This window comes from Nostoc sp. UIC 10607, assembly GCF_047228265.1.
GTDB classification, from domain to species: domain Bacteria; phylum Cyanobacteriota; class Cyanobacteriia; order Cyanobacteriales; family Nostocaceae; genus Nostoc; species Nostoc foliaceum_A.
In genome coordinates, this window is record NZ_JBIQNW010000039.1 from 1 (window position 1) to 25,787 (window position 25,787).

Annotated in this window: 22 protein-coding genes and 2 pseudogenes; 6 read left to right on the forward strand and 18 right to left on the reverse strand. The window is 42.1% G+C overall.

Annotation, left to right across the window (positions count from 1 at the left end; genetic code table 11):
* The first annotated feature begins 322 nt into the window (after positions 1 to 322).
* The 3 genes from ACEYW6_RS25070 (at position 323) to ACEYW6_RS25080 (ending at position 2,812) form a co-directional block, all read left to right on the forward strand.
* Positions 323 to 1,627 (forward strand): FAD-dependent oxidoreductase, encoded by a 1,305-nt coding sequence (locus ACEYW6_RS25070; RefSeq protein ID WP_412981887.1) that lies wholly within the window; start codon positions 323 to 325, stop codon positions 1,625 to 1,627.
* A 164-nt stretch (positions 1,628 to 1,791) separates the two neighbouring features.
* On the forward strand, positions 1,792 to 2,412 hold the full coding sequence (locus tag ACEYW6_RS25075) for a hypothetical protein (protein WP_412981888.1): 621 nt from the start codon (positions 1,792 to 1,794) through the stop codon (positions 2,410 to 2,412).
* Entirely contained in the window at positions 2,378 to 2,812 is a 435-nt protein-coding gene (locus ACEYW6_RS25080; RefSeq protein ID WP_412981889.1) for a hypothetical protein, read from the forward strand. Before ACEYW6_RS25075 ends, ACEYW6_RS25080 begins: the two co-directional genes overlap by 35 nt.
* On the opposite strand, the gene ACEYW6_RS25085 is transcribed toward ACEYW6_RS25080, so the two are convergent.
* Positions 2,794 to 3,405, reverse strand: a complete 612-nt coding sequence (locus ACEYW6_RS25085) for a hypothetical protein (RefSeq protein WP_412981890.1) — start codon at positions 3,403 to 3,405, stop codon at positions 2,794 to 2,796. The genes ACEYW6_RS25080 and ACEYW6_RS25085 overlap by 19 nt on opposite strands.
* A gap of 202 nt (positions 3,406 to 3,607) precedes the next feature.
* On the opposite strand from ACEYW6_RS25085, the gene ACEYW6_RS25090 reads away from it, so the two are divergent.
* On the forward strand, positions 3,608 to 4,369 hold the full coding sequence (locus tag ACEYW6_RS25090) for a DUF6748 domain-containing protein (protein ID WP_412981891.1): 762 nt from the start codon (positions 3,608 to 3,610) through the stop codon (positions 4,367 to 4,369).
* A gap of 282 nt (positions 4,370 to 4,651) precedes the next feature.
* On the opposite strand, the gene ACEYW6_RS25095 is transcribed toward ACEYW6_RS25090, so the two are convergent.
* From ACEYW6_RS25095 to ACEYW6_RS25155, 13 genes and pseudogenes are all read right to left on the reverse strand, one after another.
* Complete coding sequence (locus tag ACEYW6_RS25095; protein WP_412981892.1) at positions 4,652 to 6,046, reverse strand: NAD(P)-binding domain-containing protein; 1,395 nt, start codon at positions 6,044 to 6,046, stop codon at positions 4,652 to 4,654.
* 103 nt (positions 6,047 to 6,149) lie between these two features.
* On the reverse strand, positions 6,150 to 7,010 hold the full coding sequence (locus tag ACEYW6_RS25100) for an alpha/beta fold hydrolase (protein ID WP_412981893.1): 861 nt from the start codon (positions 7,008 to 7,010) through the stop codon (positions 6,150 to 6,152).
* Between the two features lie 19 nt (positions 7,011 to 7,029).
* Positions 7,030 to 7,467 carry a lipocalin-like domain-containing protein gene (locus ACEYW6_RS25105; RefSeq protein ID WP_412981894.1) on the reverse strand — a complete coding sequence of 146 codons (438 nt, stop codon included), beginning with the start codon at positions 7,465 to 7,467 and terminating at the stop codon, positions 7,030 to 7,032.
* 177 nt (positions 7,468 to 7,644) lie between these two features.
* A complete protein-coding gene (locus ACEYW6_RS25110) occupies positions 7,645 to 8,529 on the reverse strand; it encodes a class I SAM-dependent methyltransferase (RefSeq protein WP_412981895.1) in 885 nt (294 codons plus the stop codon).
* Between the two features lie 45 nt (positions 8,530 to 8,574).
* Positions 8,575 to 8,886 carry an acyl carrier protein gene (locus ACEYW6_RS25115; RefSeq protein WP_190944230.1) on the reverse strand — a complete coding sequence of 104 codons (312 nt, stop codon included), beginning with the start codon at positions 8,884 to 8,886 and terminating at the stop codon, positions 8,575 to 8,577.
* 94 nt (positions 8,887 to 8,980) lie between these two features.
* Positions 8,981 to 9,209, reverse strand: a pseudogene (locus tag ACEYW6_RS25120) (hypothetical protein); the annotation flags it as partial.
* Between the two features lie 73 nt (positions 9,210 to 9,282).
* A complete protein-coding gene (locus ACEYW6_RS25125; protein WP_412981896.1) occupies positions 9,283 to 10,182 on the reverse strand; it encodes an acyl-CoA desaturase in 900 nt (299 codons plus the stop codon).
* Positions 10,183 to 10,450: 268 nt separating this feature from the next.
* Positions 10,451 to 12,217 (reverse strand): fatty acyl-AMP ligase, encoded by a 1,767-nt coding sequence (locus ACEYW6_RS25130; protein WP_412981897.1) that lies wholly within the window; start codon positions 12,215 to 12,217, stop codon positions 10,451 to 10,453.
* Positions 12,214 to 12,954, reverse strand: a complete 741-nt coding sequence (locus ACEYW6_RS25135; RefSeq protein ID WP_412981898.1) for a Coq4 family protein — start codon at positions 12,952 to 12,954, stop codon at positions 12,214 to 12,216. The genes ACEYW6_RS25130 and ACEYW6_RS25135 overlap by 4 nt, the downstream gene beginning before the upstream one ends.
* 97 nt (positions 12,955 to 13,051) lie before the next feature.
* Positions 13,052 to 13,672, reverse strand: a pseudogene (locus ACEYW6_RS25140) (AAA family ATPase); the annotation flags it as partial.
* A complete protein-coding gene (locus ACEYW6_RS25145; protein ID WP_412981932.1) occupies positions 13,651 to 14,574 on the reverse strand; it encodes a hypothetical protein in 924 nt (307 codons plus the stop codon). The pseudogene ACEYW6_RS25140 and the gene ACEYW6_RS25145, both read right to left, overlap by 22 nt.
* Before the next feature lie 50 nt (positions 14,575 to 14,624).
* Entirely contained in the window at positions 14,625 to 16,055 is a 1,431-nt protein-coding gene (locus tag ACEYW6_RS25150) for a Rieske 2Fe-2S domain-containing protein (protein WP_412981899.1), read from the reverse strand.
* A gap of 210 nt (positions 16,056 to 16,265) precedes the next feature.
* Positions 16,266 to 17,171 carry a YihY/virulence factor BrkB family protein gene (locus ACEYW6_RS25155; RefSeq protein ID WP_196510770.1) on the reverse strand — a complete coding sequence of 302 codons (906 nt, stop codon included), beginning with the start codon at positions 17,169 to 17,171 and terminating at the stop codon, positions 16,266 to 16,268.
* A 165-nt stretch (positions 17,172 to 17,336) separates the two neighbouring features.
* Here ACEYW6_RS25155 and ACEYW6_RS25160 point away from each other — a divergent pair, with 165 nt between their 5' ends.
* Complete coding sequence (locus ACEYW6_RS25160) at positions 17,337 to 17,801, forward strand: hypothetical protein (RefSeq protein ID WP_412981900.1); 465 nt, start codon at positions 17,337 to 17,339, stop codon at positions 17,799 to 17,801.
* Between the two features lie 155 nt (positions 17,802 to 17,956).
* Here ACEYW6_RS25160 and ACEYW6_RS25165 read toward each other — a convergent pair whose 3' ends face one another.
* The 4 genes from ACEYW6_RS25165 to ACEYW6_RS25180 all read right to left on the reverse strand — a co-directional run bounded on the left by ACEYW6_RS25165 (position 17,957) and on the right by ACEYW6_RS25180 (position 23,553).
* Complete coding sequence (locus ACEYW6_RS25165; RefSeq protein WP_412981901.1) at positions 17,957 to 20,431, reverse strand: EAL domain-containing protein; 2,475 nt, start codon at positions 20,429 to 20,431, stop codon at positions 17,957 to 17,959.
* A gap of 21 nt (positions 20,432 to 20,452) precedes the next feature.
* Positions 20,453 to 21,535 (reverse strand): sensor histidine kinase, encoded by a 1,083-nt coding sequence (locus tag ACEYW6_RS25170; RefSeq protein WP_412981902.1) that lies wholly within the window; start codon positions 21,533 to 21,535, stop codon positions 20,453 to 20,455.
* 75 nt (positions 21,536 to 21,610) lie between these two features.
* Positions 21,611 to 22,039 (reverse strand): response regulator, encoded by a 429-nt coding sequence (locus ACEYW6_RS25175; protein ID WP_190894496.1) that lies wholly within the window; start codon positions 22,037 to 22,039, stop codon positions 21,611 to 21,613.
* 20 nt (positions 22,040 to 22,059) lie between these two features.
* Positions 22,060 to 23,553, reverse strand: a complete 1,494-nt coding sequence (locus tag ACEYW6_RS25180; RefSeq protein ID WP_412981903.1) for a sensor histidine kinase — start codon at positions 23,551 to 23,553, stop codon at positions 22,060 to 22,062.
* An 862-nt stretch (positions 23,554 to 24,415) separates the two neighbouring features.
* On the opposite strand from ACEYW6_RS25180, the gene ACEYW6_RS25185 reads away from it, so the two are divergent.
* Positions 24,416 to 25,645, forward strand: a complete 1,230-nt coding sequence (locus tag ACEYW6_RS25185) for a tetratricopeptide repeat protein (RefSeq protein ID WP_412981904.1) — start codon at positions 24,416 to 24,418, stop codon at positions 25,643 to 25,645.
* Positions 25,646 to 25,787: the final 142 nt, after the last annotated feature.

Below are 25,787 nucleotides of genomic sequence, written 5' to 3' on the forward strand. Positions count from 1 at the left end.
TTTTATATTGGTCGCAATTCATAATCCCGTTAAGTCTGACGACTGTAACGGGAGTCCTCTTGCTCCATTCAGATAGAGAAGAGTTTGGGCTTGCTGTTTAATACCCAGATACCCTTGTCTAGAGCATTACCCTGCAATGTAGTTAACTTTCTGAGAAATGGTCACATGAGGCAATTGTAGCGCCTTATGAATAATCGATTTGCCGATATCAAACGTGCCATCCCTATCTTGAACCTTAAAGGGGCTGAACCGTATAGACATATAATGCTGAATATAAAATTAGTACAATTAAATGGGGCTGAAATTCTCACTAAGAATCACCATGCGAATTAATTGTTTAACCTATGAACCTTCAATCCGTATTGGTATCGTTGGTGCTGGATGTACTGGTTTAACGGCTGCCGAAGAATTACATGATCTTGGATACAAAAATACCACCATCATTGATGCCAAAAATCGTGTAGGTGGGAAAACATATTCAATTAGATACGCAGACCCAAGTTTTCAAGCCCGTGGTATTTACGAGGGTGGAACTGTTTGGATTTTACCTAGCCCCTTGTACAAAAAATATAGAAAAAGGTATGGCATTTCTCCATCGGTTCATGTGATGCCACGGGTGCAAGTATTTGACTTAGGGACTGGCAAAGTTTCTAGCCCGTTTTTAGTGGAGTCCAAATATTCTTTATTCAGCCGACTCTGGCAGTTGAGGAAATTCTTCCAAGAATTAGACAAGTATACTCAGTATTCAGATCCAGGCTATATGAATCCTGCTTACCGAGGTATGAATGAATCCTCACCTCAATGGTTTAACAAACAGGATTTGGATTTTATTCGAGATGCTTTAATGCCGATTGCGAATGCGGCACAATTTGGACATTTGGAACAAGAAGCTTCTACTGCTTATGTGATTCGGCTACTGGCATTATTGAACCGTTGCAATTTCCTGAAAAAATTGGTTCTGAATATGCCTCAATTGCAAGAAGGGAATCAAGAATTATGGAATCGTTTAGCGGCCTCCCATAACTTGTGTCTAGGACAAACTATTGAGCGTGTTTCTCGCGGTCAAACAATTTTAGTCAAAACTGCCTCAAATCAGTGGGAATTCGAGTGTTTAATTTGGACTGCTCCTGTAGATGACTTTCTTGACGTAGCTGATGCTTCCCTTGAAGAAGCAGATATTTTTTCTAGGGTACGTACCATTCAAAGAGCAGTTATTACCTGTAAAGTAGAGGGTTTACCTGCAAACATTTTCTACGTCATCAGAAATACTTTAAGTCAGCCTTTACCAACTACTTATCCATTAGCTATCTACGAGGTTGATCCAGGCAGTAAAATCTACAATTTTTATCCATTCATGGATGAAACGACAACTGTTGAAGAGTTAGAAAGCAACGTAGCCGATTGTGTCAAAAAGCTCGGAGGTACTCAAGTGACACTTATGGGGCAACCCCTAATTTGGAAGTGGTTCTCTCATTTTTCAGCCGAAGACCTCAAGGATGGTATTTATCAACGATTAGAAATGTTGCAAGGTAATCAAAACACCTACTTTGCTAATGAAATGACTGCTGGGGTGAGCGTACCTTATGGTATGGAATATGCGGCTTATTTAGTGGAACGCTTCTTTTAAGAGTTGACACAATACTGCTCGGGTTTTGCATTTTTAACTCGGAATTGGGTTTGGGGTAAAGGGTAAAGGTTAAAGCTTAAAGGTTTTTTCTTTTCCCTTTCCCCTTTTCCCCTTAACCGACAAGTATTGAGAGTTGACATACTTCCTGCAATTGAATTGAGGAAGTGTCGCAATTGTGGCAAGAGTGTTGGACTGCTGACCCATACGGTTCTCGATGGATGCCTCTGACTTCTGCTTTGGGGTACAGTACTTTTATCTCTGCAAAGAAAATTCTCTCTGAAAGTGGACTGTTCATTTTCAAACCCGACAAGTCGATTCAAGACGGCCGAGAAACGGTTAGCTGGATGGTGAAAAATTTGCATGGCAGTCGGATGAAGGATTTTTGGGAAAAAGGGGATTCTGCGAAACGAGAACTAGATGCTGAAAAACGAGAATTAAATGCTGGGGATTTAGATAAAGATGCTGGCTCTGAAGAAATGGGTGCTTTGTATGAAGCATCTATTTTAGGTAAAAGTGAGTCAGAACAAGGGTTTCTGAAACCCTCACAAACTACTCAGAAACAGTTCACGAACTCATCATTTGAGTTCGTGAACTGTGTCTCTGACACGCTAAATGAGATTTTGCAAGTTGAGGAGACGGCTCACGCGCCCTTGGGGGGCGCTTCGCCTCAGACTGTTGAAAGCGTGCCAGAGAAAGAGAAAGAGAAAGACTTGCCTACGGCAATGGATTGCACGACGCTGGCGCTTGCAGATGCTGCACCATCAATCGACTTCGTTGTTGGCTGAAAATCAGGACTGTGGCGTTGAATCGAGGGGCTGTCATGAAGGTGCTTGTTCCGCCGCGCCTGTTGCACAAAATGAAAAATCTTTAAATTCTGCGATCGCTTATAAAACTCAGGGGCAAGTAGAAGCAGGTAATCCCGCTTTGTTGTTGGTTGAAAACTCGGTTTCGGGCGTAGAAATCAAAGCAGATCATGAGGGTGAAGGTTCCGCCGCGCTTGTCCCTGATCCTGAAAAATGGTCGCACTCCTGGTTGTACTGTAGCCTTATAGCATTTGTCCTCAATTGGTGGTCGTTCAATATATATGTCTGTGTTTGCTTCTACCCCAGAATTATCAGCCGCTTGCAACTGTTGCTCAATTGCATCCAATTTGTTACCAAGCTCATTCAGTGTGCGTTCCTCTGACTGAAGCTGGTGTTCGTATTGAAACTTACGGGATACATCAGTTTCAATAACCAACGCTGATCGTAGTTAGAAACTTTCCGTGGATTTTCTGCCAGTGCTTTTTGGACTGACCCTTGCTGTTCCACTATGTCAAATAGGCGGTTAATTTGTGCTTCCTGTTTGGAAATTAGCGTATCCTTATCCTCAAGTCTTGCTTGGTACTGCGCCTCTAATGCTTTACTTGCAAATTCATAGCCCTCCATGAACTCACTGTGGATTTTTGCTTTGTCTGCATCAGGCGCAACAGCCACTCTAACTACAAGAATGCCGTCGCCTTTCTTCTCAATGCTTTGGACATCCAATTGTGCGCCTTGGTTCTCAACTTCTAATTTTTTGAAGGAGTAGGCGAAAGCATCCCAGTCGATGCCGTTGCGGAAGATTAGGTCTAAGGTTTCTAGCGATTTCTGAAATAGCTGGGCAAACTCAACGATCTGCTTGAGTCGGCTTTTGTTGTTCTTGTGCGATCGCCTCCGGAGGGCGCTCGCGCCATCGCAGTTTTGGCTAAATGCAGAGATTGGGCGTACAGTCCGGTGATTCTGGGACAAAGTTGGCAAAAACAATGAGTCCTTAAAATTCCTTTAAGGTTTCCCGTAAGGTTTTTTAACCTATTGTCAGTAGTGTAAGAGTTATGGTGTTTCAATCTACTTTGCCAACTACGAGCTTGTGTATAGGTAATTTTGGCAGTTTTTGCCAGAAATGCTATCAACTCTGCTCTTAACAAAGGTATTTAACCCTCAAATAAAATCGAAAACTACCATGAACAAACAATCATTGAACTACAAAGCCTCAATTATTCCTCTATTAGGTGCAATAATAGTCACCAACGGATTTTTCTCCAAAGTATCGGCGCAAAATATTTCTGCTCCAGAGACTACTGATTCTGTTGCAGTCACTGTCAAAAACCAAGAGTTTCCACAGTGGGGATATTACATGGTGCGAAGAGATTTTCGCAAATGTGCTTCTCCAGTATGCGGTGGGTATTTTATAAAGCTTGTCAACTTGAAAGCTACTCCTTGCTTAGATGGTGTTTTTCGCTCCGAATGCTATGTGTCTGCAATTGATTGGAGTTCCCTGAAAGTCTCGCCTTACGAACTGGTAAAAGTTCAAAATGATGATGGTAGCCGTGTGATTCTCAGAGGTAACATCGTTCCAGTAACATTTCCTGGATTCGGTGAGTTTGGGAATTTGAGAGTAAAAGAAGCCTTCTATGCCGCGACAAATGCCCCAGCAAAAGGTACTTTTGTGGCCATAAAAGACAATGGTATTCGCTGTATCACAACTCCTTGCTTCTCCACAGATAAGTTGGTTTTAAATAAGCCAAAGATTTCTCAAGTTTCGTCAATCGATTTGAGTCAAGCGGGTGCAACACAAAAACAACTTGACGCAGCAACAAGCGAAATTTTTGGTAAAGGTTTGATTGCTGTAGATAAAACTGAGGTAGTAGAAAACGTAGATCCAACCAAGAGAGATACTAAATTTATTGCTACACAATTTTATCTGAGAGTGGAACCGAACTAAAGGAATTTTAGCTCTTCCGATGGTTTTATGGTAGGTAACTCTTAATAGGCAACAGGCAAGGCACTTACCAGTTACTAGGTTTTCAAGAAAATATATGCGATCAGGCTGGGCATTTTATTTTTTGGATCTCCCCAACAGGAAAAACTTGGGATTATTCCCTGTTAAGAGTTCCCGATTTCTGCAAGAAGTCTAGCAATTTGATTATGATAGCGATTGGCAAGCTGAAAAATCAATGCTCATAACCATAAATAAATTTGATGACTAACGAGATTACGGAAAAACTTAAATCTCGGAACTCCTGGGAAAATCTGGATTTATTAATTTTGAATTTTGTAGCTCTTTGCGCTTGCCAAAGGGTATTTTGAATTTTGAATTGTTATGTATGCGTCCTTTTTTGATTTCTTTTTGAATTTCATGGATGTAAGGACAAAAATCTACTTGCATTGTGTGGCGTTTGGAATTGACATATTGTTTTTGCATCAGTCGCCGTTCTTTTTCTATATGCCGTAGCATCACTGCTTTGCTGGGTAAACTTACATTTCCAGCTATCACTTTCGCAATCCACTTCGATTGCCACTCAGCTAAAGGCATAATTGCACCTATGGGCTGCAACAAACCAATAAAGTAAAGATTGGGATGTTCTGGGTGTACTACTCGCTTGTACAAAGGAAATTCATTGTCTTCGGGATTAATGAAGTCTTTGTCAAAAAACGGAAAAGCAATTTTATAACCCGTACCGTAAATAATGATATCTATTGGCAGTTCTGTACCATCTTCAAAACGCACGCGATCGCCTGCAAGTTCTTTGATATTTGGTTTGATTTTTACTCTACCATAGCCTACAAAATTCAGTAATTCTGAGGAGATTGTGGGATGTTCGCTCAATAATTTATGTGTAGGATTGGGAAAACCATAGGCAGATTGGGCCCCGCGAGCTAGATATAACAGGATTTGACCATATAATCGCCGCAAGGGTAATGGCAAGGCAAAAAACAAAGGTGTGAGATAGCTATCAAGAGTTCTGCCTAAAATATACTTCGGTAACACATAGGCACTGCGACGAGTTGAAAGATAAGTTTGATTTGCTACTCGTGAAGTTTCACAAGCAATATCACAGGCTGAATTACCCACACCCACAACTAAAACATTCTTGTCATCCATCCCTTCTGGAGTTTTATAGTCGTGGGTATGCATTGTCTTCCCGGTAAATTCTCCAGGGAATTTAGGCATATTTGGGTACCAGTGATGACCATTAGCAACGATTACTGCACCATAGCGCTGCGTTCGTTCTCCGTTGGCGTTTTTGATAGTCACATCGTAAGTACTATCACCAACTGGCGCAACACGAGAAACCTCTGTTTTAAAGGTGATTTTGTCTCGAAACCCAAAATGGTGAACATAAGACTCGAAATATTGTAGAACTTGGCTATGATTGGCATACTGCGGGTAATCCTCTGGCATGGGAAAATCGGAGTAAGCCATCTGTCCCTTAGATGAATTGATATGCAAGGACTTATAAGCTGAAGACATCCCGTTATCATTCATGTAGCGCCAGTTACCGCCAATCCCAGAACCTTTTTCAAAGCAGTCAAAGGGGATACCGCGCTCATGCAAGATTTTAGCAGCAGCAATTCCAGATGAACCAGCACCAATAATACAAACGCGATCCAAAATCATATTATTAATTCCTCAAAATTTCTTATTCTTAATGTTTTCTCTCTGCGTTCTCTGCGGTTTGTAAAAATTCCTAGCAGATAAACTTAATAATCAAAGCGGCATTTTATAGCTTTTTTTCTATTATCCAACTTGTTAAAAGATTTTGGTAAGCTAGTGATCGCTCCGCAAAAAACAGATGCCCCATGCCCTCGAATACAATTAATTCAGCCTCAGGAATTTGACTAGCAATGAATTGTGCTTGCGCCAGGGGGATAACTGGATCGCGATCGCCACTTAAAATCAACGTAGGCGCTTGAATGTTTGGTAACAGATGGCTAATATCGATGTCTGCGAACCACTCAAACAAGTCAACAATATTGTTGAGATTGTGCTTGATGATATCTGGATACACTGCATTAACAGTGGTTTCTAGGGTAAGTGCATTCCAATAAGCTGCGCGATCGCCTGCGTTTATACTACACCCCAACTTGTAGCTAGTTTGATTGAGCGTGAGTGCTTTGCAGAGGATTTTACAAAGTAACTTACCCATTACACCATTTTGCGCCTGCTGCTGTAACCATCCCAAAAAACCATGCCATTTTCCTTGAGAAAAGCCAGAAATACAGAATATACCTTTAATTTGGCTAGGAAAATGAGCCGCGAGATTTAAAGCAGCAAACCCACCTGTTGAATAACCAACTAAAGTCACTGGTTGCTTACCTACCAACTGCTGAATTGCATTCATTAGAATATCGGCTAATATATCTGATGTTAATAATTCAGGTTGATAGTAGTCTGGATAATGACCAGGTAAACTCAGAGAATACCAAGGTATATTTTCTCTAACAATGGTAGGTAAATTCTGTATCCAAAAGTTAGCAGATAGCGTTATTCCATGTAGAAAAATAATTGGTATTCCTGGTTGCTTTTGATTTCCAGCTAGCGCTATTAATCGATATTCGCCAACTTTAATGTACTGTGACATGAGAAGTAACTAATTCTTTTTATGGCTTTATGTTATCTACATTCTGCCAAACTAAGCTACCAACAATCTCAACACCATTAACAAGTATAGGAGGCGTACTCAAAGTCAATAAATCACCATTTAATTGCACATGCCGGACTTGATTTGCACCTACCCAGTTCGGGAAAAAACTCACTTCCACATGATGCACAACTTGATTATCTTGGATTTCATAAGTTCCACAATAGGAAACATAACTATCAGCCGCCGCCACCTTTTCTTCCACAGTACCCGCAGCAATATCCCCAGCTTGAAATTGAGGGCGATTCGCTCTCATCATCGCTATAGAAACATAGCCATTGTCTGTATAAATGATGTACCCACTGGGGTTTTCACCCAAAGGATAAAAAAATTGACCATTTGCTGTTCTAGTTTCACAGCTAACAAGTTTCCAAGTACCTAACAAATTGTTTGCCATTGCCGATAAAATCCTATTTTTAGATAGTCAACGTCGCATTCACCGACCGCTAAATACAGCCTTTTTTTAGTAGAAAAGGTACAAATTCATCTGCGTACCCTATCGGAAGCCGGTTTGCATCTACATCTGCGGTTAATTACTCTTCTTTATACCTCATTGTGTTGAGAAATGCTATATCTAATCAATACGACGAAACGTTAACCGTAAAAGTAGTAAATCCCCAGTCAAAAAACCTAAAAGTGCCAGATATAAATAACGTTCGTAACGCTCAAATACAGTCTTACCAACCAAATTTATAACTTCTGTACGCTTGCTTCTTAACTTACTTAACCATGCTTGGAGAGTGCGGACATAATCCATGCGATCGTTGCGAACTGAAATTACTTCAAAAATTCCTTCTGCGGCGGCGGTAATTTCTGTGAGTCGTGGGGAATCAGATTCAGGAAATATTTCTTGATTGGCAAACTGAGCGCCTAAACTTTTTTGTACTTCTTCTGCTTTTCTTTTACCATAGGCGATGGTTTGAATCGACATCGAACTTCCAGGCTTTAACCATTCATGACAGCGATTAAAGAAAGTACGATAAACATCAATTTTTTCATTACTCGATAATTCTGGTTTCACAAAATGTTCAAAAGCGCCAATAGAAATAATGGCATCAAAAGGTTCTGCGGGTGAATAGTTTAACCAGCTTTCGAGATTAACTTCTATTTGCGGATGCTTCTTAGCATAAATCCAATCTTTTTGGGCTTCACTTAATGTCAATCCTACAGCTTGCTCAACTCCATACACCTCTACTAAACGTTGCAGGACTGTACCCCAACCACAACCTATATCCAAAACTCGCTTAGTATTTTTGGCTTTGGCTTGATTGATATGAAAATCTACTTTTCTAATTTGAGCTAATTCTAATGCTGACTCTGTTTCGCCTTCTTCCCAAATAGCACAAGAATAAGTCATAGTACTATCTAGCCAAATTTGATAAAAATCATTCCCAACATCGTAATGGTGTTGAATCGCTTGATGTGAAGCCCCAGGAGTTACAGTATTTAGGGTAGTCATGATGTTTCTCTTTGTGAATAATTAATTGATAGTTTGACTTAAAATCTAGATAGCAATCTCAAGTTTTGTTGCGCCTGATGCTAAACGTTGTGATAAAACTTCTATGCTAGGCAAGTCATATAATAAAGTGGGTGATAAATCCTGCCCAGTTAAACTTTCTAAATGGGAAATCAAACTGACTACCGATAATGAATCTAAACCATATTGAGTAAAAGAAGCCTTGACATTTACCTGTTGTGGCTCAACTTCTAAAAGTTCGGCAATGTAAGCAACTATCGATTCTTGAATTACCTCTGCACTCAGAGTATTTTGTTGCGATTCTATTGAATTATTGGTGATAGTGCTGGTGACTTCCATCGTGAAAACCTTATTAAGTATCAGTCGGATTGCTTTGATACTTTACAGATTAAAGGTAAATCGGGGAGAACTAGGGGAGAGGGATAGCAGGCGTAGTGGGAAGCCCAGGAAAAGCACAATTCCATTGCTGTTTGACGTGATTCAAATAAAAATGCTTAAAATTCCGGTAGTGATTTTGATGAAAAGCAATCAGTATTGTGATCATTTCACTCAAACATAGGCTTTTGCTGCGACTACGTTTAGATTCCTCCCCCCTTTAACAACTTTTTGTGCCATTGCGTTACCGAGGTAGTACCCTGCACAGAATTATTTTGCGCTTTTATCGGATTGAGGAAATGATTTGTAGCTACATAAACTACCAAAATTGCGGCAGCAATAAAAAAGGGTAAAATGCACTTATAGCGATCGCACGCTTTTTGATTGGATCATTCCCGGTGTCGGTTGATTTACATCCCACGCTAAACCTAGGTATTGCAATACCACAATTACCCAATAGCCAATATCAATTTGCCACCATTGCAAGCCAAACTTAGCTGAGTTTTGAAAAGCGTGATGGTTGTTGTGCCAAGATTCGCCAAAGGTAGGTAAAGCTAGCCACAGATTATTTGTGCTTTTATCTTTGGTATCAAAACTATGAGTACCGTAAAGATGGCAAATCGAGTTAATACACCAAGTTGTTTGCTGTCCTAAATACAGGCGAATAACTCCACCCCACAAAAAACCATGCCAAGCACCATTCCAAGTTCCTGTAAGGCTAAACGCGACAAGCACCGGAAAAACTAGCCCCAAAATTACCCAAACAAAATACAGTTGGTTAAGCTTGTAAATTGTCTTGTCTCGCAGTAGTTCTGGCGCATAGTAAAGCGGGTTGGGATAATCGTATTCAACTTTCCACCACAGATGAGCGTGCCAAAATCCGTAAAGTTGATTTATCCAACTTGTACCGTGTAAATGCGGTGAATGTGTGTCGCCAATTTCATCACTATAACGATGGTGGTGTCTGTGGTTGGCTACCCAAGAAAGTACAGGGCCTTCCGCACCAGTAGAACCGAGAATTACTAGTAGAATCCGGATAATTGGATGTGCTTGAAAAGCGCGGTGGGTGAAGTAGCGGTGATAGCCAACGGTAATTCCGACAGAGGTGAGAAACCACATCCCTAGAAAAATGGTGATATCAACTACAGTGATGGGCTTGCCCCATAAGCAGGCGATCGCTACAATCAATCCAACAAAAGGCAGAACGTCACACAATAAAAAATGCCGTTTTTGCAACAACTTAATGTAGCTGTTGCTCATGGTTCTCTTTTTTAATAATGCGGATTCAACGCTAACACTGGTTTCCATATTCTCAATATTTATGTCTTTATTCTCTGTGGCTCTGTCTTGAAAAGTTCTGAGCGGAGGCTTCCTCCGCTCAGAACTTTTCGCTGCATCTCTGCGTGATACTAATCCAGCAATAAATCTGTGGAGTAAAGACGCGATGAATCGTGTCTCTACAGGATTTAAACATTAATCGATTTGTGTTATCCGAACCGTATTGCAACATATTCTATTACTGATGCGATTATCTAGATAAAAGATGATTTACACTTGGAACTTGCGCTAAATTTGCCAAAATATCTAATTTTTGAGCTAAAAACTGCTCTCGGCAAGCATAGCGCTGGACTTTACCGCTAGAAGTTTTCGGAAGAGTAGCGGTTTTAATCAGCGCTACAGTATGAATCTGTAACTCATGTTGTTGTAAAACCGCTTCCCGAATTTTCCCTACCACTTCTGCAACGTTGAGGTAGCGCAGGTATTGACGCTCAACTTCTTGTGCAATTACCAGCCGCGCTCCATTTTCGCGCTCAATGGTAAAAGCTGCACCAGCGCCAAGTCTTAGGGATGGGTGAGCTTGAGCAACCGTTAATTCGATATCCTGGGGGTAATAATTGCGTCCCCGAATAATGATTAAATCTTTGAGTCGGCCTGTAACGAAGAGTTCGCCTTGATATAAAAAGCCTAAGTCTCCTGTGCGTAAAAATGGCCCTTGTTGGCTATCTGCTAAGTATGCTTGAAAATATTCTTTTGTTGCTTGGGGATTATGCCAATATCCTTGCGCCACACTAGCGCCAGACACCCAAATTTCCCCGACTTCATTGGGCGAACATGGAGTTAAAGTTTTTGGATTAACAATAACAACTTGCACATTTACTAAAGTTTGACCACAACTGACAATATTTTGACTATCAAGATGATTGTCGCTAGGAATCGCTTGATGCTGCTTTAAGGCGTTTTCTTCTACCTTTTCCACAATGGGTAAAGCTGCTTTATCTCCCCCAGCAATAATTAAGGTGGTTTCAGCCATCCCATAGCAGGGATAAAACGCTTCGCGACGGAAGCCACAAGGCGCAAACAGAGTAGCAAACTGCTCCATTGTTTCTGCGCGCACGGGTTCTGCACCATTGAACGCAACTTCCCAACTGCTCAAATCGAGGGTGGCGCGTTGTTCTGGGGTAATTTTCCGCACACATAAATCATAAGCAAAGTTAGGGCCACCGCTGGTAGTTGCTCGGTAACTCGAAATCGCTTGCAACCAGTAAAAAGGCTTTTGTAAGAAGATCATTGGTGGCATCAGGAAGACGGGGAAACCACCGTAAAGCGGTTGTAAGATACCGCCAATCAAACCCATATCATGGTAAGCAGGTAACCAAATTACACCCAGACTTTCTGGGGAATGCTGAAATGATTGATAAATTAACGAGGAATTGTGCAGTAAATTAGCGTGGCTAATCATCACACCTTTTGGTGTGGAGGTGGAGCCAGAAGTGTATTGTAAAAAAGCGAGGCTATTACTACTAACTTCCACTCGCCGCCAATCCTGCGCCCAGTTTTGATTGAGATTATCGCTAGCTTGCCATTGTAGCGATCGCAAATCAGCAAACTCTTGTAACTGCGGCTGAACCAGGGCTAAAACTGCTTGAGTGGTGAGTGCAATCTTAGCTTGAGCATTCGCTACGATCGCTTGTAGTCGTGAGATAGATTGATTGGGGCGCGGAGGATAAGCGGGAACCGCAACTGCACCTGCATACAAACAGCCAAAGAAAGCCGCAGCAAAATCTAATCCTGGCGGATAAAGTAATAAAACTCTCTCTTGGTAAGCTTTTTGGCTTTGCAAATATGCTGCGATCGCTTGGGCTTTTTGATGTAATTCCCCATAGGTGAAACTGCTATCGGCGGTAATTCCATCTGCAAGAAAAGTATAAGCTGTTTGCTGCGGCTGATGGCTGGCTCTATACTCCAACAGATCCACCAAAGTAGTCACGCTTGCATCGATTGGTGTCTGTCTCATTTGGCTCCTACCAATTCAGATTTAGCCGTAATTTCCTCACCTCGCCACTTAATAGCAGCTTCTAATTCTGAACCTAAATAAGGACGAATATTTAAGTCAGCGCGGATTTCGTCTAAAGGCTGTTCCCATAAAGTATTCCAAGGAACACCAAACAAAGGTTGTGCTTGTTGTCCCATAATCCAGCCGCGCACAAAAGCCTCCATGTGCTGACTGCACAAATCCATATCTTCAATCGCAGTTTTGAGGAAATTTTTCGCCAGTAATACCACCCAAAACCGCGCCGGATAGAACTGAGTTAAAGAAAATGTCTCTACTTGAATTTCGCCAGCTTTGTCTGTATTGCTATCAGTAACTACGTGCCAGATATCATGAGTTTCCATCACATAATTGAACAAATATCTATAGGTATCTGAGGTATGTTCGCGTACTGGCGGCGGAGTTAAGCCGTTTCTCAGCATATGATCGGCGTAAATATAGCCCAAGGTGTTGCTAGGTAATTGATGGAGTTGCTGTAAATCAATCTTACCCAGGGGCTTTTTTTCAGCCAGGGCAATTCTTCCCCTTTCCGTGCGCGAGAGGAACTGGACAATTTGATTGAGACTCTTAGGATCAATTGCTGCATCAGATAAATTGCCACCTGCGCCAAAGGAACCGTAAGGTAGCTGGACGATTCGCATGAAGCGATAGGCCAATATCAGCTTTTTTAGCTCTTTTTTAAGATTTTGTATAATTTGCACTTGATGTATCTCCCACACTGCTTATGTTTTTTAAATTACAGAGTGATCGGGGAGAAGTAGGGGAGAAATGAGAATTAGATGAGTAAGGAATGAGGTGGTCATTGCAAGTAGCCACAACAAACACACCACACTGAGATTCCGACATAAACGTGAGAATATTGCCCAGAATCCTCTGTGAGACTCCACTAGTGTCACCAGTCCCCGAAAGCGCTTTTTCTATCTCGTCCACCCATAAAACGCAGGGTGCGATGGCGTAACCGCCCGCCGTAGGCGATCGCTTCGGCAGTTTTCAAAGCATGTCTGACATTCCCCTCAGACTCACCGACCAGACTGCCCAAGAGGGATGCAATGTCTAGCTGAAGCAATGGTAGATTAAGGATATTAGCAATGTTTTTAGCCAGTAATGTTTTACCTGTACCGGGCGGCCCTGCAAGCAACACACCTTTCGGTTGAGGCAGGTGCAGCTCACGCGCTTCTTGCGTGATAGCCGCCGCCGCCGAGTCAACCACTCTCGCAGTAAATCCAAACCGCCGAATGCGATTGTCGCAGGTTTACCTAACTCGATACCCATTTGAGACAGTAACCGAGTTTTGTACTCGACTGCTTGGGGTATGAAAGCGGCATCAATTAAAATCCCATCTGAGGTTAGATTGTGTTTGACAGTTAACCGCAGGAAGTCGCTAATTTCCTCCAGGGTTAATCCCAAGGCAGCACGAGAAGATCGTTACCATCGTCCCCAAACACGGAATCGTCACCATCGCCACCTGTAATGTAGTCAGTTCCTGCATTACCACGGATGGTATCATTGGCTGCACCACCCGCTTGTGTGTTGTTGTTAGCAGTACCCAAAAGATTCAGAGCAACAATAGCCAAATTGTTTTTTGTACTGGCATCGTTCTGCCCAGTAAATTCAGCATTGACTACTGTATTCAAGTTTAGGAGAATACCGTTGGACTGGGTAAAGCTATTGCCTTGGAGTAATTCTGTATAGAGAATATTGGCATAACCATGATTACCAGCAAAATTCCACTGTCCAGGCTGGAATAGATCGTTCCAGTTGGCATAGACATCCAGGGTAGCCAACCGCTGATCATAGCCGAAAGCTTCACTAGTATGAATAGAGACAATCCGAGTTGCATCACTTGGATCTAAGCGATCGCTTGCTGCTTTGCCTTCAAACCCAGGTACTGCTGGATCTAAACCTACTATTTGAGCAAGAGAACGCCCTGTAGATTCACGGTAGGTTGAACCAGTGAATCCAGCAATGTGCGCTCCCAGACTATGCCCGATCAGGTTGGTGTAAGTCGGATCTACACCATTATTTATTAAGTAGTTAGCCAGCTGATTAGCAACATCGCGTGTTCTGGCGGCGGAAGTGGGATACCACAAGGAACTGGCTCCTTCTTCCCAATCTAGCAGAATGATATTAGCATTTGACTCACGTTGCCGAATAGTTTGGGCTATATTTTCCATCCAGTCAGCGGGTTTGTAATTATTGCTTGCATTGCCACCAGTGCTTTGATAGCCATGAATAACAACATAGGTTGGTGCCTCAGAAGCAATGCGCCCAGAACGGTTGATAGAACCGTTACCCCAAACATTAAAGTTGACTTCAACCATCTGAAAAATTCGGTAGTGGAAAAATTCTATTACTTGAGGCAAAATATGTCTTACCCTGGCAGATTTCTAGGTGGGATTTCCTCTCCTTGATAAAACTGTTGCTCTAACTTGCCCAAACCAAGCCAGATCAAAAGGCCAACTATCATAACTAGGCTTGAAACAACAATAGTGATAATAGAAATCTGATTTTGAATCAATATCAATAAAGGAAGCAACCCCCAAATTAAAGCTACCAACACCGCTATTCCTACTCTCAAGCGCTGCACCCGAGTTAAAGCAGTTCTACAACTGGCGCATTTCTTTGTGTGGGAATGATACCTATCGAGTAACATTTCTTTTGATAACGGTGGTGGTAGACACTCTACTTCTTTAAACGGTTCAGCCTTGTATTGGTTTACCCAAGAACGTAACCCAGATACGAAAAGGTCTGCTTTGGTTGGTAAATAATACGCTTTAGTAAAGTTGGTGCTACCACCAAGCTTTTCCAGATAGCGTTCTTGATAATGTAAAAAAATCTGATCGTCTTCAAGGACGCGATTTTGACCAATATGAGCATACCAGTGCGGAGTCAGCTTCAGAAATAGCCCTGGTAAAATAGAAGAGAACTTGAAGGGAAAACGGGCAAATAAGCGGCATTCTCCCTTGCGAATCGGAGTTGCGTAGACCACTGTTAGTGTCCTGCCATACTGCTTGGAGGTGAGGTCGTGCCACATCAATCCCGGAGCAATAAATGTAGTATCCTGCTGCCCTAAAGTTCCTTTGCGCGGACCTTCTGCCCAAGTCCCTTTAAACCCCCATTTCCCCGATTCTATAATCTCTAAATCTATTGGAGACACGTTAGCCCGATTCCCAACAGTACGGTGATGAGTGTAAGGAATATGGCTGGCGTCAAGAACGTTTTCCATTAATGTCAGGGCATCGTAGGGTACATCTCTAAAGGTGTTAAGGCAAATCCACCCATCTGGGTCAAGTTCTAGTGGTTCAACAATAGGAACTTTAGTTTTAGCTGCATTCTCTGCTCGACCAGGATAGACGAACAACATTCCTTGACGAACTGCGGTGGCTAGTGTTGCTACACAAGCCCGTTGAGAAACTTCTGCTTTTGTTCGTTGTGTTTGCTGTGGTATAAACTCACACTTACCTGTTCCCGAAAAAGCCCAACCATGATAAGGACATTCTAGCCATCCCTGATGATTAATTCTGCCTTCGGAAAGGGGCGCTAAACGGTGTGGGCATTGATCTATAAATGCTCGCCATGTCTGTTCATTTTTATCCCACCACAGAACAATATCCTGCTCTAGCAAGGTGAAGCGAGTTGGCTGAGATTTGTTTAAGTCTTCAATGTAACAAACAGGATACCAAACTTCCTGCCAATCGAATCTATCTGGATCTAGTCCATCAGCAGAGTCCTCTTGTACTACTCTAGTTTGGGATGTTACTTGTTGTTGAGAACCCTCTTGAGGTAAAACACTATTGGGCATGGTAACAATTGAAAAATCTGTTATTTTCTAGACAAAAAAATGTAAGTATTTTCTAATCCTATTGGTGGAAATCAATTGAGAAATCAGTCTTTAGTCTCAAGTGGCCTCAGCTGAGTGAGATGGGAACGTCAAAAGGTTTATTTGGACGCATTCATTGACCTCGCTACCATTCACTTCTGGATTAACAAAATATTATTAGTGGGATAGGTTCTAATTAATATATTTTTCGTTAGATTGTGACTGTGCTTTTGAGCGCATATCTTCGCCCACAGTTACGTTCAACTGGTCACCAATTAATAAAACAGCGGCGCTCATCGACAGCCAGAGCATTAAAACTATCACAGCCCCTACAGCACCATAGACTTTATTATAATTACCAAAATTCGCCACATAAAGCCGAAATAGGGCAGACAACATTGCCCAGAAAACAGCTGCTAAAATTGCTCCAGGCATCATTGGCGTGCCTGGGTTCCACTGGCTTGGGCCATAGCGATAGACAAAGCTAAAGGCGACAGCAACAATACTTAAAGCTAAAGGCCAGCGTAACAGCTGCCAAAGATGCAACAAGAAAATCAAAGAACCATTTCCGCGTACTACCATTCCCAACAGTAGGTCACTGGTAAACACTAAGAAAGAAGCTAGCACTAAAAGCAGCATAGTACCGACTGTTAATCCCAGAGAGACGAGCTTGGCTTTCCAAAAGGGACGGATCTTTTCTGAAGGAATTTGATGGATTTGGTCAAAGGCGGTCATCGCGGTACTCACCGCCCCAGAAGCAGTCCAAATTGCTAATACAAAGCTTAGAGAAAATAAACCACTATTTCTAGAATTGGTAATTTCTGTGGTGGCAAAATCACGAATCAGAATCAGGGCTTCTTCAGGTAGGACTTGACTGAGTTGAACCGCCAATTGTTTAAAGGTGGCTTGCAAAGATTCTGCCAATAAACCAATGGCTGTGAGGACAGCAAGAATTGCTGGAAACAACGATAGCATGGCGTTGAAGGCGATTTCTGAGGCCAGTCCCATCAGTCGTCTTTCGATTGTCCTGGCAAAAGTTTTTTTGAGTGTGCGCCAATTGAGGTGGCGAAAGAAGCGAAAAAAACGAGGCTTTGGCATGATTTAGAGTTAAAACTGGTTGACTTTATTAACTACTTTGCCAAATTTTGCGTAGCGATCGCATTTATCTTTTTACCGCAACAACACCGAGTGGGGAGTCTAATGACTCTTGACTAATGACTAATGACTAATGACCATTGACTAATAACTAATGACTATTTATTTATGAATCAAGATTTAACACAACAGTGGTTGACAGAGATCCAGGTACTCAAAGAGCAGATGGCGGGACTTCAAAACGATCGCGATGCGGCTTGGGAAAGTGCCCAAAAATGGCGTCAACTTTACAACACAGAAGCAGAACAACGGCGTACAGATGCCCAACTGTCCCAACAGGCGATCGCATCGCTCAAGGCAGACCTACATAAACTCCAGGGTCATGAGGTCGACACATTGGCTGCTGGGACACCAGTAATTGCGATCCAACAAGAAATAGAACAACTACAATCTGTGGAGGACTTGCAAGCTAAACTCATCGCCGTAATCAAAGAACGCGATCGCCTCTTGCAAGCTTTGAAAATTGAGCAGGATAACCACGCCCAAACCCGCAATAGTCTGACTACTGCCTTGGGTGATGCAATTGATAGCTTGACACGGGAACGAGCCGGAGGAGAAAAAAAGAGTCAATGACATGCGTGAACTTCAGTGTTTTTGAATTGTTACAGCAATTTTTAGGTATTTAGACCACAACTGAGATGGGGAAAGAGAAGAGACGCGATAAATCGCCGTCTTTGTGATTTTCATCAAATAAACCTTAACCGAACAGCAGAGTGGTATAGGTAACGCTATCCTTGTCTCGGCTGAATGCCAGATGCAATTAATGTCTCTATCGAATTGCTATCAAGGGGTTGGGAGAAAAAATATCCCTGTGCGTATTTGCATTTCATCGCTCTAAGTTGTGTCAGTTGCTCTACAGTTTCTAGGCCCTCTCCTATTACATCTATATTTAGACTCTGTGCTAGGGTGATGATCGCTTGAACAATCTCCAAGTTTTCTCCATTAGCACCAATCTTAGTAATAAACGAACGATCAATCTTCAAGGCATTACTTGGAAAGCGGTGCAGGTAACTCAAGGATGAATAACCTATGCCAAAATCATCTAAGTGTAATTGGATATTCATTTGTTGCAGTTCCAAGAGCATAAAAGCTGCTAATTGAATATTTTCCATAAGTACGCTTTCGGTAATTTCCAGCTTTAAACTGCCGCCTTCCAGACCAGTCTCTTGGATAATTTGGTTAATTTGCTCAATCAGTTCGGGTTTTGAAAACTGTTTAGTGGAAAGATTGACACTGATTGTCAAGGGTGGGTCAGTAGGAAATTGTATTTGCCAAGCCCGCATCTGCCGACAAGCCTCGCCCAGTACCCAATAACCAATAGGGATAATCAGCCCAGTTTCTTCCGCCAATGGAATAAAGTTGTCAGGAGGAACTAATCCATGTTGCGGGTGTTGCCAGCGAACGAGAGCCTCGAAGCCAATAATCTTGCAAGTTTCTAACAAAACAATTGGCTGGTAGTAAACCTGAAACTCATGGCGTTCAACTGCCCGTCGTAGATCCATCTCTAACTCTAATAGTTTTGTTACTTGGCTGTACATGGTTGAGTCAAATATCTCATGGCGTGCCTTACCCAATGCCTTAGCGCGATACATTGCAATGTCAGCATCGCGCAGGAGTTCCTCTGGATGGTTATAACTACCCTTGCTCAGGGTGATGCCAATGCTGACGGTGGTAAATACTTCGTACCCGCTGAGTTGGAATGCAGATGTCAGAGCTTCGTGTATCCGCTCCACTACACCTGTTACGTCATTGATGTTGTTGAGATCATCAAGCAAAATTGTAAACTCATCTCCCCCTAAACGGGCAACTGTGTCTCCAGAGCGCAGGCAATTCTCCAATCTGCGAGCCAGGGCAGTTAGTAGTTGATCGCCAATCATATGGCCGAGACTGTCGTTGACAACTTTGAAGCGATCTAGGTCTAGAAAGAGAACAGCGAATCTATAGTCTGTACGTCGTTTTGCCAGCATGAGCGCACGCTCTAGCCGTTCAAGAAATAAGGCGCGGTTTGGCAGACCGGTTAATATATCGTGAAAGGCATCATAAATTAATTGCGCCTCTGCAAGTTTTAGAGCAGTAATGTTGCGAGCGATACTCAAGACAAAATATACTGAACCATCGTTAGCCAATTCAGGCACAAGCCGGGTATGGTAATGTCTTGTTTGGGAAGTGATCGCTAGACTGCATTCAAACTCGGTTTCTTGCTTAGTTTGGAAAACTTGCTGGAGCTTGCGATCGCATATCCGGTAAAATTCTTCCGGCAGATTTAACTCTGCGTTTGTTTTGCCGATAAATGTTTCGGCTGATATCCCTGTAACCTTTTCAATAGCTGGATTAACGTAAACATAGCGCAATTGAGGGTTAAATCTGGAAATAATATCGGGTGCATTTTCAACTAGTGCTTTGAATTCTTGCTGGCGACGCGCTAGTGCCTCCAATATCTGCTTACGCTCGGTGATATCTTGAAAGACCAAAACTGCACCCGTGATGTTACCATTATCATCTTTAATAGGTGCAATACTATCATCAATTGGTATTTCTGCACCGTTTCTAGCAATAAGTATTGTCTGTTCTGGTAGACCGACAGTAACGCCAGACTGAAGGACTTGCGTTATCGGACTTTCAATTATTATACGACTTTTTTCATGAGCAATATTGAATACTTCTGTTGCTTCTTTACCAAACGCATCTGAAGAATTCCAACCCGTCATTACCTCCGCAATCGGATTCATAAAAGTCACGGTTCCAGATGCGTCGCTAGTAATCACAGCATCTCCAATACTTTTAAGTACAGCAGTCAGCCATTGTTCATTCTGCTTTAATTTTTTTTCCGTTCGATGTTTTGAAAGGGTAATTTCAATAGTGAATTTTAATTCTTTTTCTTTGAAAGGCTTGATAATGTAGCCAAATGGCTCTGTTTCCTTTGCTCGATCTAATGTTGATTCATCTGCATTAGCAGTAAGATATATTATTGGAACATTAAAAATATTATGAATTATCTGAGCGGCTTCCACACCGTCCATCTTTCCTTTGAGATGAATATCCATTAAAACTAAATCTAGAGAATTATCTGCTGCTTTCTTAATTGCTTCTTCTCCAGAATCGGCAAGACCCAAAACAGTATATCCAAACTTTTTTAGTCGACTTTGTATATCCATTGCCACGATCATTTCATCTTCAACAACTAATATATTTACTCTATTCATGATTTTATTTAAATTTTAAATTTAGAAATCTTTAGTCGAAAATTGAATTTTATACTTCACTCCGTTATCGCTGATAAAATCGATATTGCCTTGGAGTTGTTGTGTGAGACCTTTTACTAATCGTAGACCTAATGATTCTGTAGCTTGAAAGTCAAAATCTTGGGCAAGACCGACACCATTATCACTAATAGTAAGTGTAAATAAGTTGGGTTCTATAGAGCAAAAGTCAATACAAATTTCTCCCAGTTCTCTTTCGGGAAAAGCATACTTTAGAGAATTTGAAATAAGTTCATTGATAATCAAACCGCAAGGAATAGCTGCATCAATAGCTAGAAAAACCTCCTCAACTTTCATTTTCAAAGTAATAGAGTTGGAATTAACGTTGTATGAATAAAATAAATTAGTTACTAAATCTTGGATATAGTCAGCAAAATTAATCCTTGCCAAGTCTTGAGATTGATACAGTTTCTCGTGGATCAGAGCCATTGATTCAATCCGGTTCTGACTATCTTTGAATACCTCAAGGGCTTGATTGTCCTTGAGATACTCTGCTTGTAGGTTGAGCAGACTAGAAATAATCTGTAAATTATTTTTTACCCGGTGATGAATTTCTTTCAATAGCACCTCTTTTTCTTGAAGCGATGCTTTAATTTGCTCCTCTGCTTGTTTACGTTCCCGTCTCACCTGCGCCTCACGTAACTCGCGGGCAACAGCAGGAATAAGTCGTGCTAAATTGCCTTTGATAATATAGTCATGGGCACCAGCTTTCATGGCTGCTACTGCGGTATCTTCACCAATAGTTCCTGAGACGATAATGAATGGCAGGTCAAGCCCACTTTCCTTGACTTGCTTCAATGCAGCAGGAGCGCTAAAAGTGGGCATGGAATAATCGCAAATAACGATATCCCATTTTTGCCCTGCGATGGGCGTTGGCGAAGCCTCTCGGAGAGAAGCCCCGCCAACGCCCATCGCAGCTTTCATGGCTGTGGGTGTATCAATCCGTTCAAAGGTTACTTCATAGTCACCACGTTGCAGTTCACGCAGCAGCAAGAAAGCATCGTCTTCTGAATCCTCAACAAGTAATACGCGCAGAGGTATACCCATGTAATTCGTAATTCGTAATTCGTAATTAAGAAAGTCAGCCTTGCATCTATAACCTGATTTTGGAGGATTGGAAATTTACACCCTTGGGGGTGATTCGTTTAAGACAAACCAGTACAACCCTAGTTGGCGCACTGCTTCACTGAATTGGGAAAAGTCTACTGGTTTGCGAACATAGCTATTAGCACCCAAGCTGTAACCATTGATTAGGTCTTGCTCCTCCTTGGATGAAGTAAGAATGACGACGGGAAGGATTTTTGTCCTGTCGTCGGTTCGCAGCTGCCGCAAAACTTCCAGACCATCCATTTTAGGCAACTTCAAATCCAACAGGATGAGATTCGGCATAACACTCATGTCGCGATCGGCGTACACACCCTTACCAAAGAGATAATCTAGGGCTTGTACTCCATCGCGTGCTACTACTACCTCGTTCATAATATTGTTTTTCTTCAGTGCCCGTAAGGTTAGCGCTTCATCGTCAGGATTGTCTTCTACTAGTAGAATCATGTTGTATATTTTCCTTATAGTTAAAGGGTGAAGTAAAATGTTGCGCCTTGCTCTACTGCACTTTCAGCCCAGACACGGCCACCATGACGGTGAACGATCCGCTGCACAGTAGCTAGTCCGATGCCAGTGCCTTCAAACTCAGTCATGGCGTGCAGGCGCTGAAAAGCACCAAAAAGTTTTTCAACATAAGCCATATCGAAGCCTGTGCCATCATCACGGACAAAATATACATGGGTATCATCTTGCTGCAAAAGCCCAAATTCTATCCTTGCTCTTTGATGTTTTCCTGTAAACTTCCACGCATTACCCAGTAGGTTTTCTAGCACGATTCGTAACAGATGAGCATCGCCATTGGTAACTAATCCCGGCGCGATCGCAAACTCTACTTGGCGTTCTGGTTGTATTTTTTGCAACTCTGTAGCGATCGCCTCTACCAATGCGCTCAGATCAACCTCCTCACGCCGCATTTCACTGCGCGTCAATCGTGACAGATTCAGTAAATCGTCGATCAGTTGTGCCATCCTCTGGGTGGCTGCACGTACTCGCTGGAGGTAGTTTTGACCTACCCCGTCTAGCTTATCGGCATAATCTTCTAGTAGCGCTTGGCTAAAGCCATCGATGCTCCGCAAGGGGGCCCGCAAATCGTGAGACACAGAATAACTAAATGCTTCCATCTCTTTGTTAGTCGCTTCGAGTTGTGCTGTGCGTTCTGCAACTCGCTGCTCAAGCTGGACGTTCAGGCGCAGAATCTCTGACTCCGCCTTTTTACGCTCATTAATTTCAGTTTGCAATTCTTCGTTAGTGTTTCTCAGTTCGGCAGTCCGTTTGTTAACCTCTATTTCTAACTCATCACGAGCCTTTTGCAGAGAATTTTCCATCCGCTTGCGTTTGACGAGTTCTTGATTGGTGATCATGGCTGCTAAACCAACGATAGCAGAAGCTATAACGCTGCCAAAAATAGTCAGCAAAGTTGTTTGATGAGCGCTGGCGTTCGCCTCCATTGTCCGCTGTTTCAACAACTCATTCTCTTCGTTTTCCATAGCCGTAGTCAGCATTCGGATGTCCTCCATGATCTGCTGTCCTTGATCTGTCTGAACTATTCGCAACGCGGACTCTAAATTTTTGCTCCTCGCCTGAATCGCCTGTTCAATCAAAACTAGTTTTTTGGCAATCATGGGTTCAAGGCGATCGAGCCGCCGTTGTTGATTGGGGTTATCCACAGTCAATTGGCGCAGAGCCTTAAGTTTCTGAGCAATTTCGCCAGTTGCACTGCTATACGGTTTCAGATACTGTTGTTTGCCCGTAAGAAGATAGCCCCGTTGTCCAGTTTCTGCATCTTTGAGTTGTGACATTATTTCTTTAGTCTTTTCCAGCACCTCGCGCGTATGTGTTACCCATCGAGCGTTTTCTCTATACTGAAGCAAACTAAGATACGAGACTACGCCAACACCAGCCATAATTGCCACTGCTATTACAAAACTGCCCGTATTCTTTTTGTAAATAGCCCATTCCATTTTTTACCTTCCTAGTTGAAAAAGTAGCCGCTAACTAAAGTGGTAAAAACGTTGAGCCACCCCTGTAGAAGGTTAATAGCCCATTAGTACAGCGTTAGCGACTTAGAAGACGCGTACTCCTACGGGGATCTACGCATAGCGTCCTGCACGGAAGGAGAAGGGTGACTAGCAGCCCCAGTAAGCGGCTATATCTTCGTTCCACCAAACAATACCCATGAAAAAATTGGCTTGCTGAATAAGAAGTATGAAAATGATTTTGTTTAATGTCAAAACCTTGATCCATACTCTAAATCAGCAATGCCAAAAGTTTTTCACGGTATTAATTGTCATAGTCGTGCTAGCTGATACCAAGTTTTTTAACTTCTAGAGCAAACTAGCTCTAATAAAGGATACCTGTATTAGTTAATTATTGTGAGCGTATATTTTCTGACTCATCAGGAAGGCAAATAATAAATTTTGTTCAATTATTCAGTATATTTCCCCAGCGATCTTCAAGAGATTTTCGCTTGCATAAATTATATGGATGTGCTATGGAATCTCAGCAATTGCACTTAAAAATCTTTAGTTGTACTAGCTTGATATTAAATTGACTTATTGAATACGTAGACTAGATAGAGACATCAGGTAATGTAGGGGAGCAGGGGAAGAATAACTAACTTAATTAATGGCTAATGACAAAATAATTCGTAATTCGTAATTCGTAATTCGTAATTGATAAAGGGGAAGAATAACTAACTTAATTAATGGTTAATGGCTAATGACTAATGACTGTGACGCTTAGGAATTGCTGAAATAAGGTAAAAATAATAGGGCATGGGGATAATTAACTCATGTAACTAACTCAAGGCAAGGTAAAGTAACCATGCTCAGGCGCTTAATTGTGATTGTGACTGCTGCTATACTTTTTAGCAGTTCCTTGACGCTGGCACAGACTAAAAAGCCCACACCACCGGATAAATTTCCACCTAATCCCCTAGAAATTACCACACCCGATCCACTGCTACCACGCTTGCCCAAGGATAAACAGCCGTTAACTATCCAAGAACAGCAAAAGTTAGAACCAGCGCTGGATGCATTAAATCAAGAAGCAGCAGCGAAACTGCAAGCAGGAGATCAGGTGGGGGCGTTTGAAATTTGGAACCGAGAACTTCGCTTGCGACGCTTTTTAGGTTCATTAGCAGAGGTGCAAGCACTATCACGAGTCGGGGCGATCGCTTGGCAGCAAAATGATGGGCAAGAATTACAATATATTACGCAGCGATTGCAAGCAATTCAAAAGCAGGCACAATCTCAGAAAAAAACTGCCCAAATTGATCTAGAATTGTGGCGATCGCTAGGTGAGGCTTACCAAAATGTGCGATCGCCTAAACTAGCTGTTGAAGCTTATGACCAAGTTTTGTTAGTGGTGCGAGAGCAAAAAAAAACAACAGCAGTAGTAGAAAACCTCAAGACAATTGGGGAACTACATTTGAGTTGGTTTGATTATCCCAAAGCCGCCCCAATCTACGAGGAATTATTGGCTTTAGCTACTTCTCAAGGCGAACGTGTAAACGAGGTAACATATCTGAAACGGCTGGCTTACATTTACGAGCAGACAAAACAACCGCAGCAGTCATTGAATGTACTTAATAAATTAGCAGAAATTTACATCAATGAAAATAATCTTACTGAAATACCAGAATTAAAGCTAGCGATCGCTTCAAATTACGAATCTCTAGCAACGGAAAACCCTAACTTACTGCTAGAAGCTTTTAACAATTATCAAGAAGCTTATATCACAGCTTGGCAATTACAGGAGTACGTTCGGGCTGGTGAAGCTTTGCAAAAGTTAATTGCGCTGTACCGTTCTCAAGGACAAACAGACGAGGCTTTGCAGGCTAGCCAAATTCTTGTGCAGACAGAGGCACAAGCCGCCAACTTTTACGGGCTGATGCAAGCTTATGATCAAATTGGGCAATTGTATCTAGAACGCAAAGAATTTCCTCAAGCACTAACAGCTTTTCAAAAAGGATTAGAAATAGCGCAACAACTCAAACATCAGGAAGCATACTTTACTGGGCAAATTGAAAAAGTCTCGAAAGCAAATTTGTAGCTAATATTTAGATAGTTGAATGGGAATTGAAAAACTTGATTAGTTACAATAGTGCCAATATTATCACCTCTGTTACAAGCTGCTAATGATTTTATTGAGACAGTTCACGGACTAAGCTATCGCCTGAAGCAGCTTTAATTTT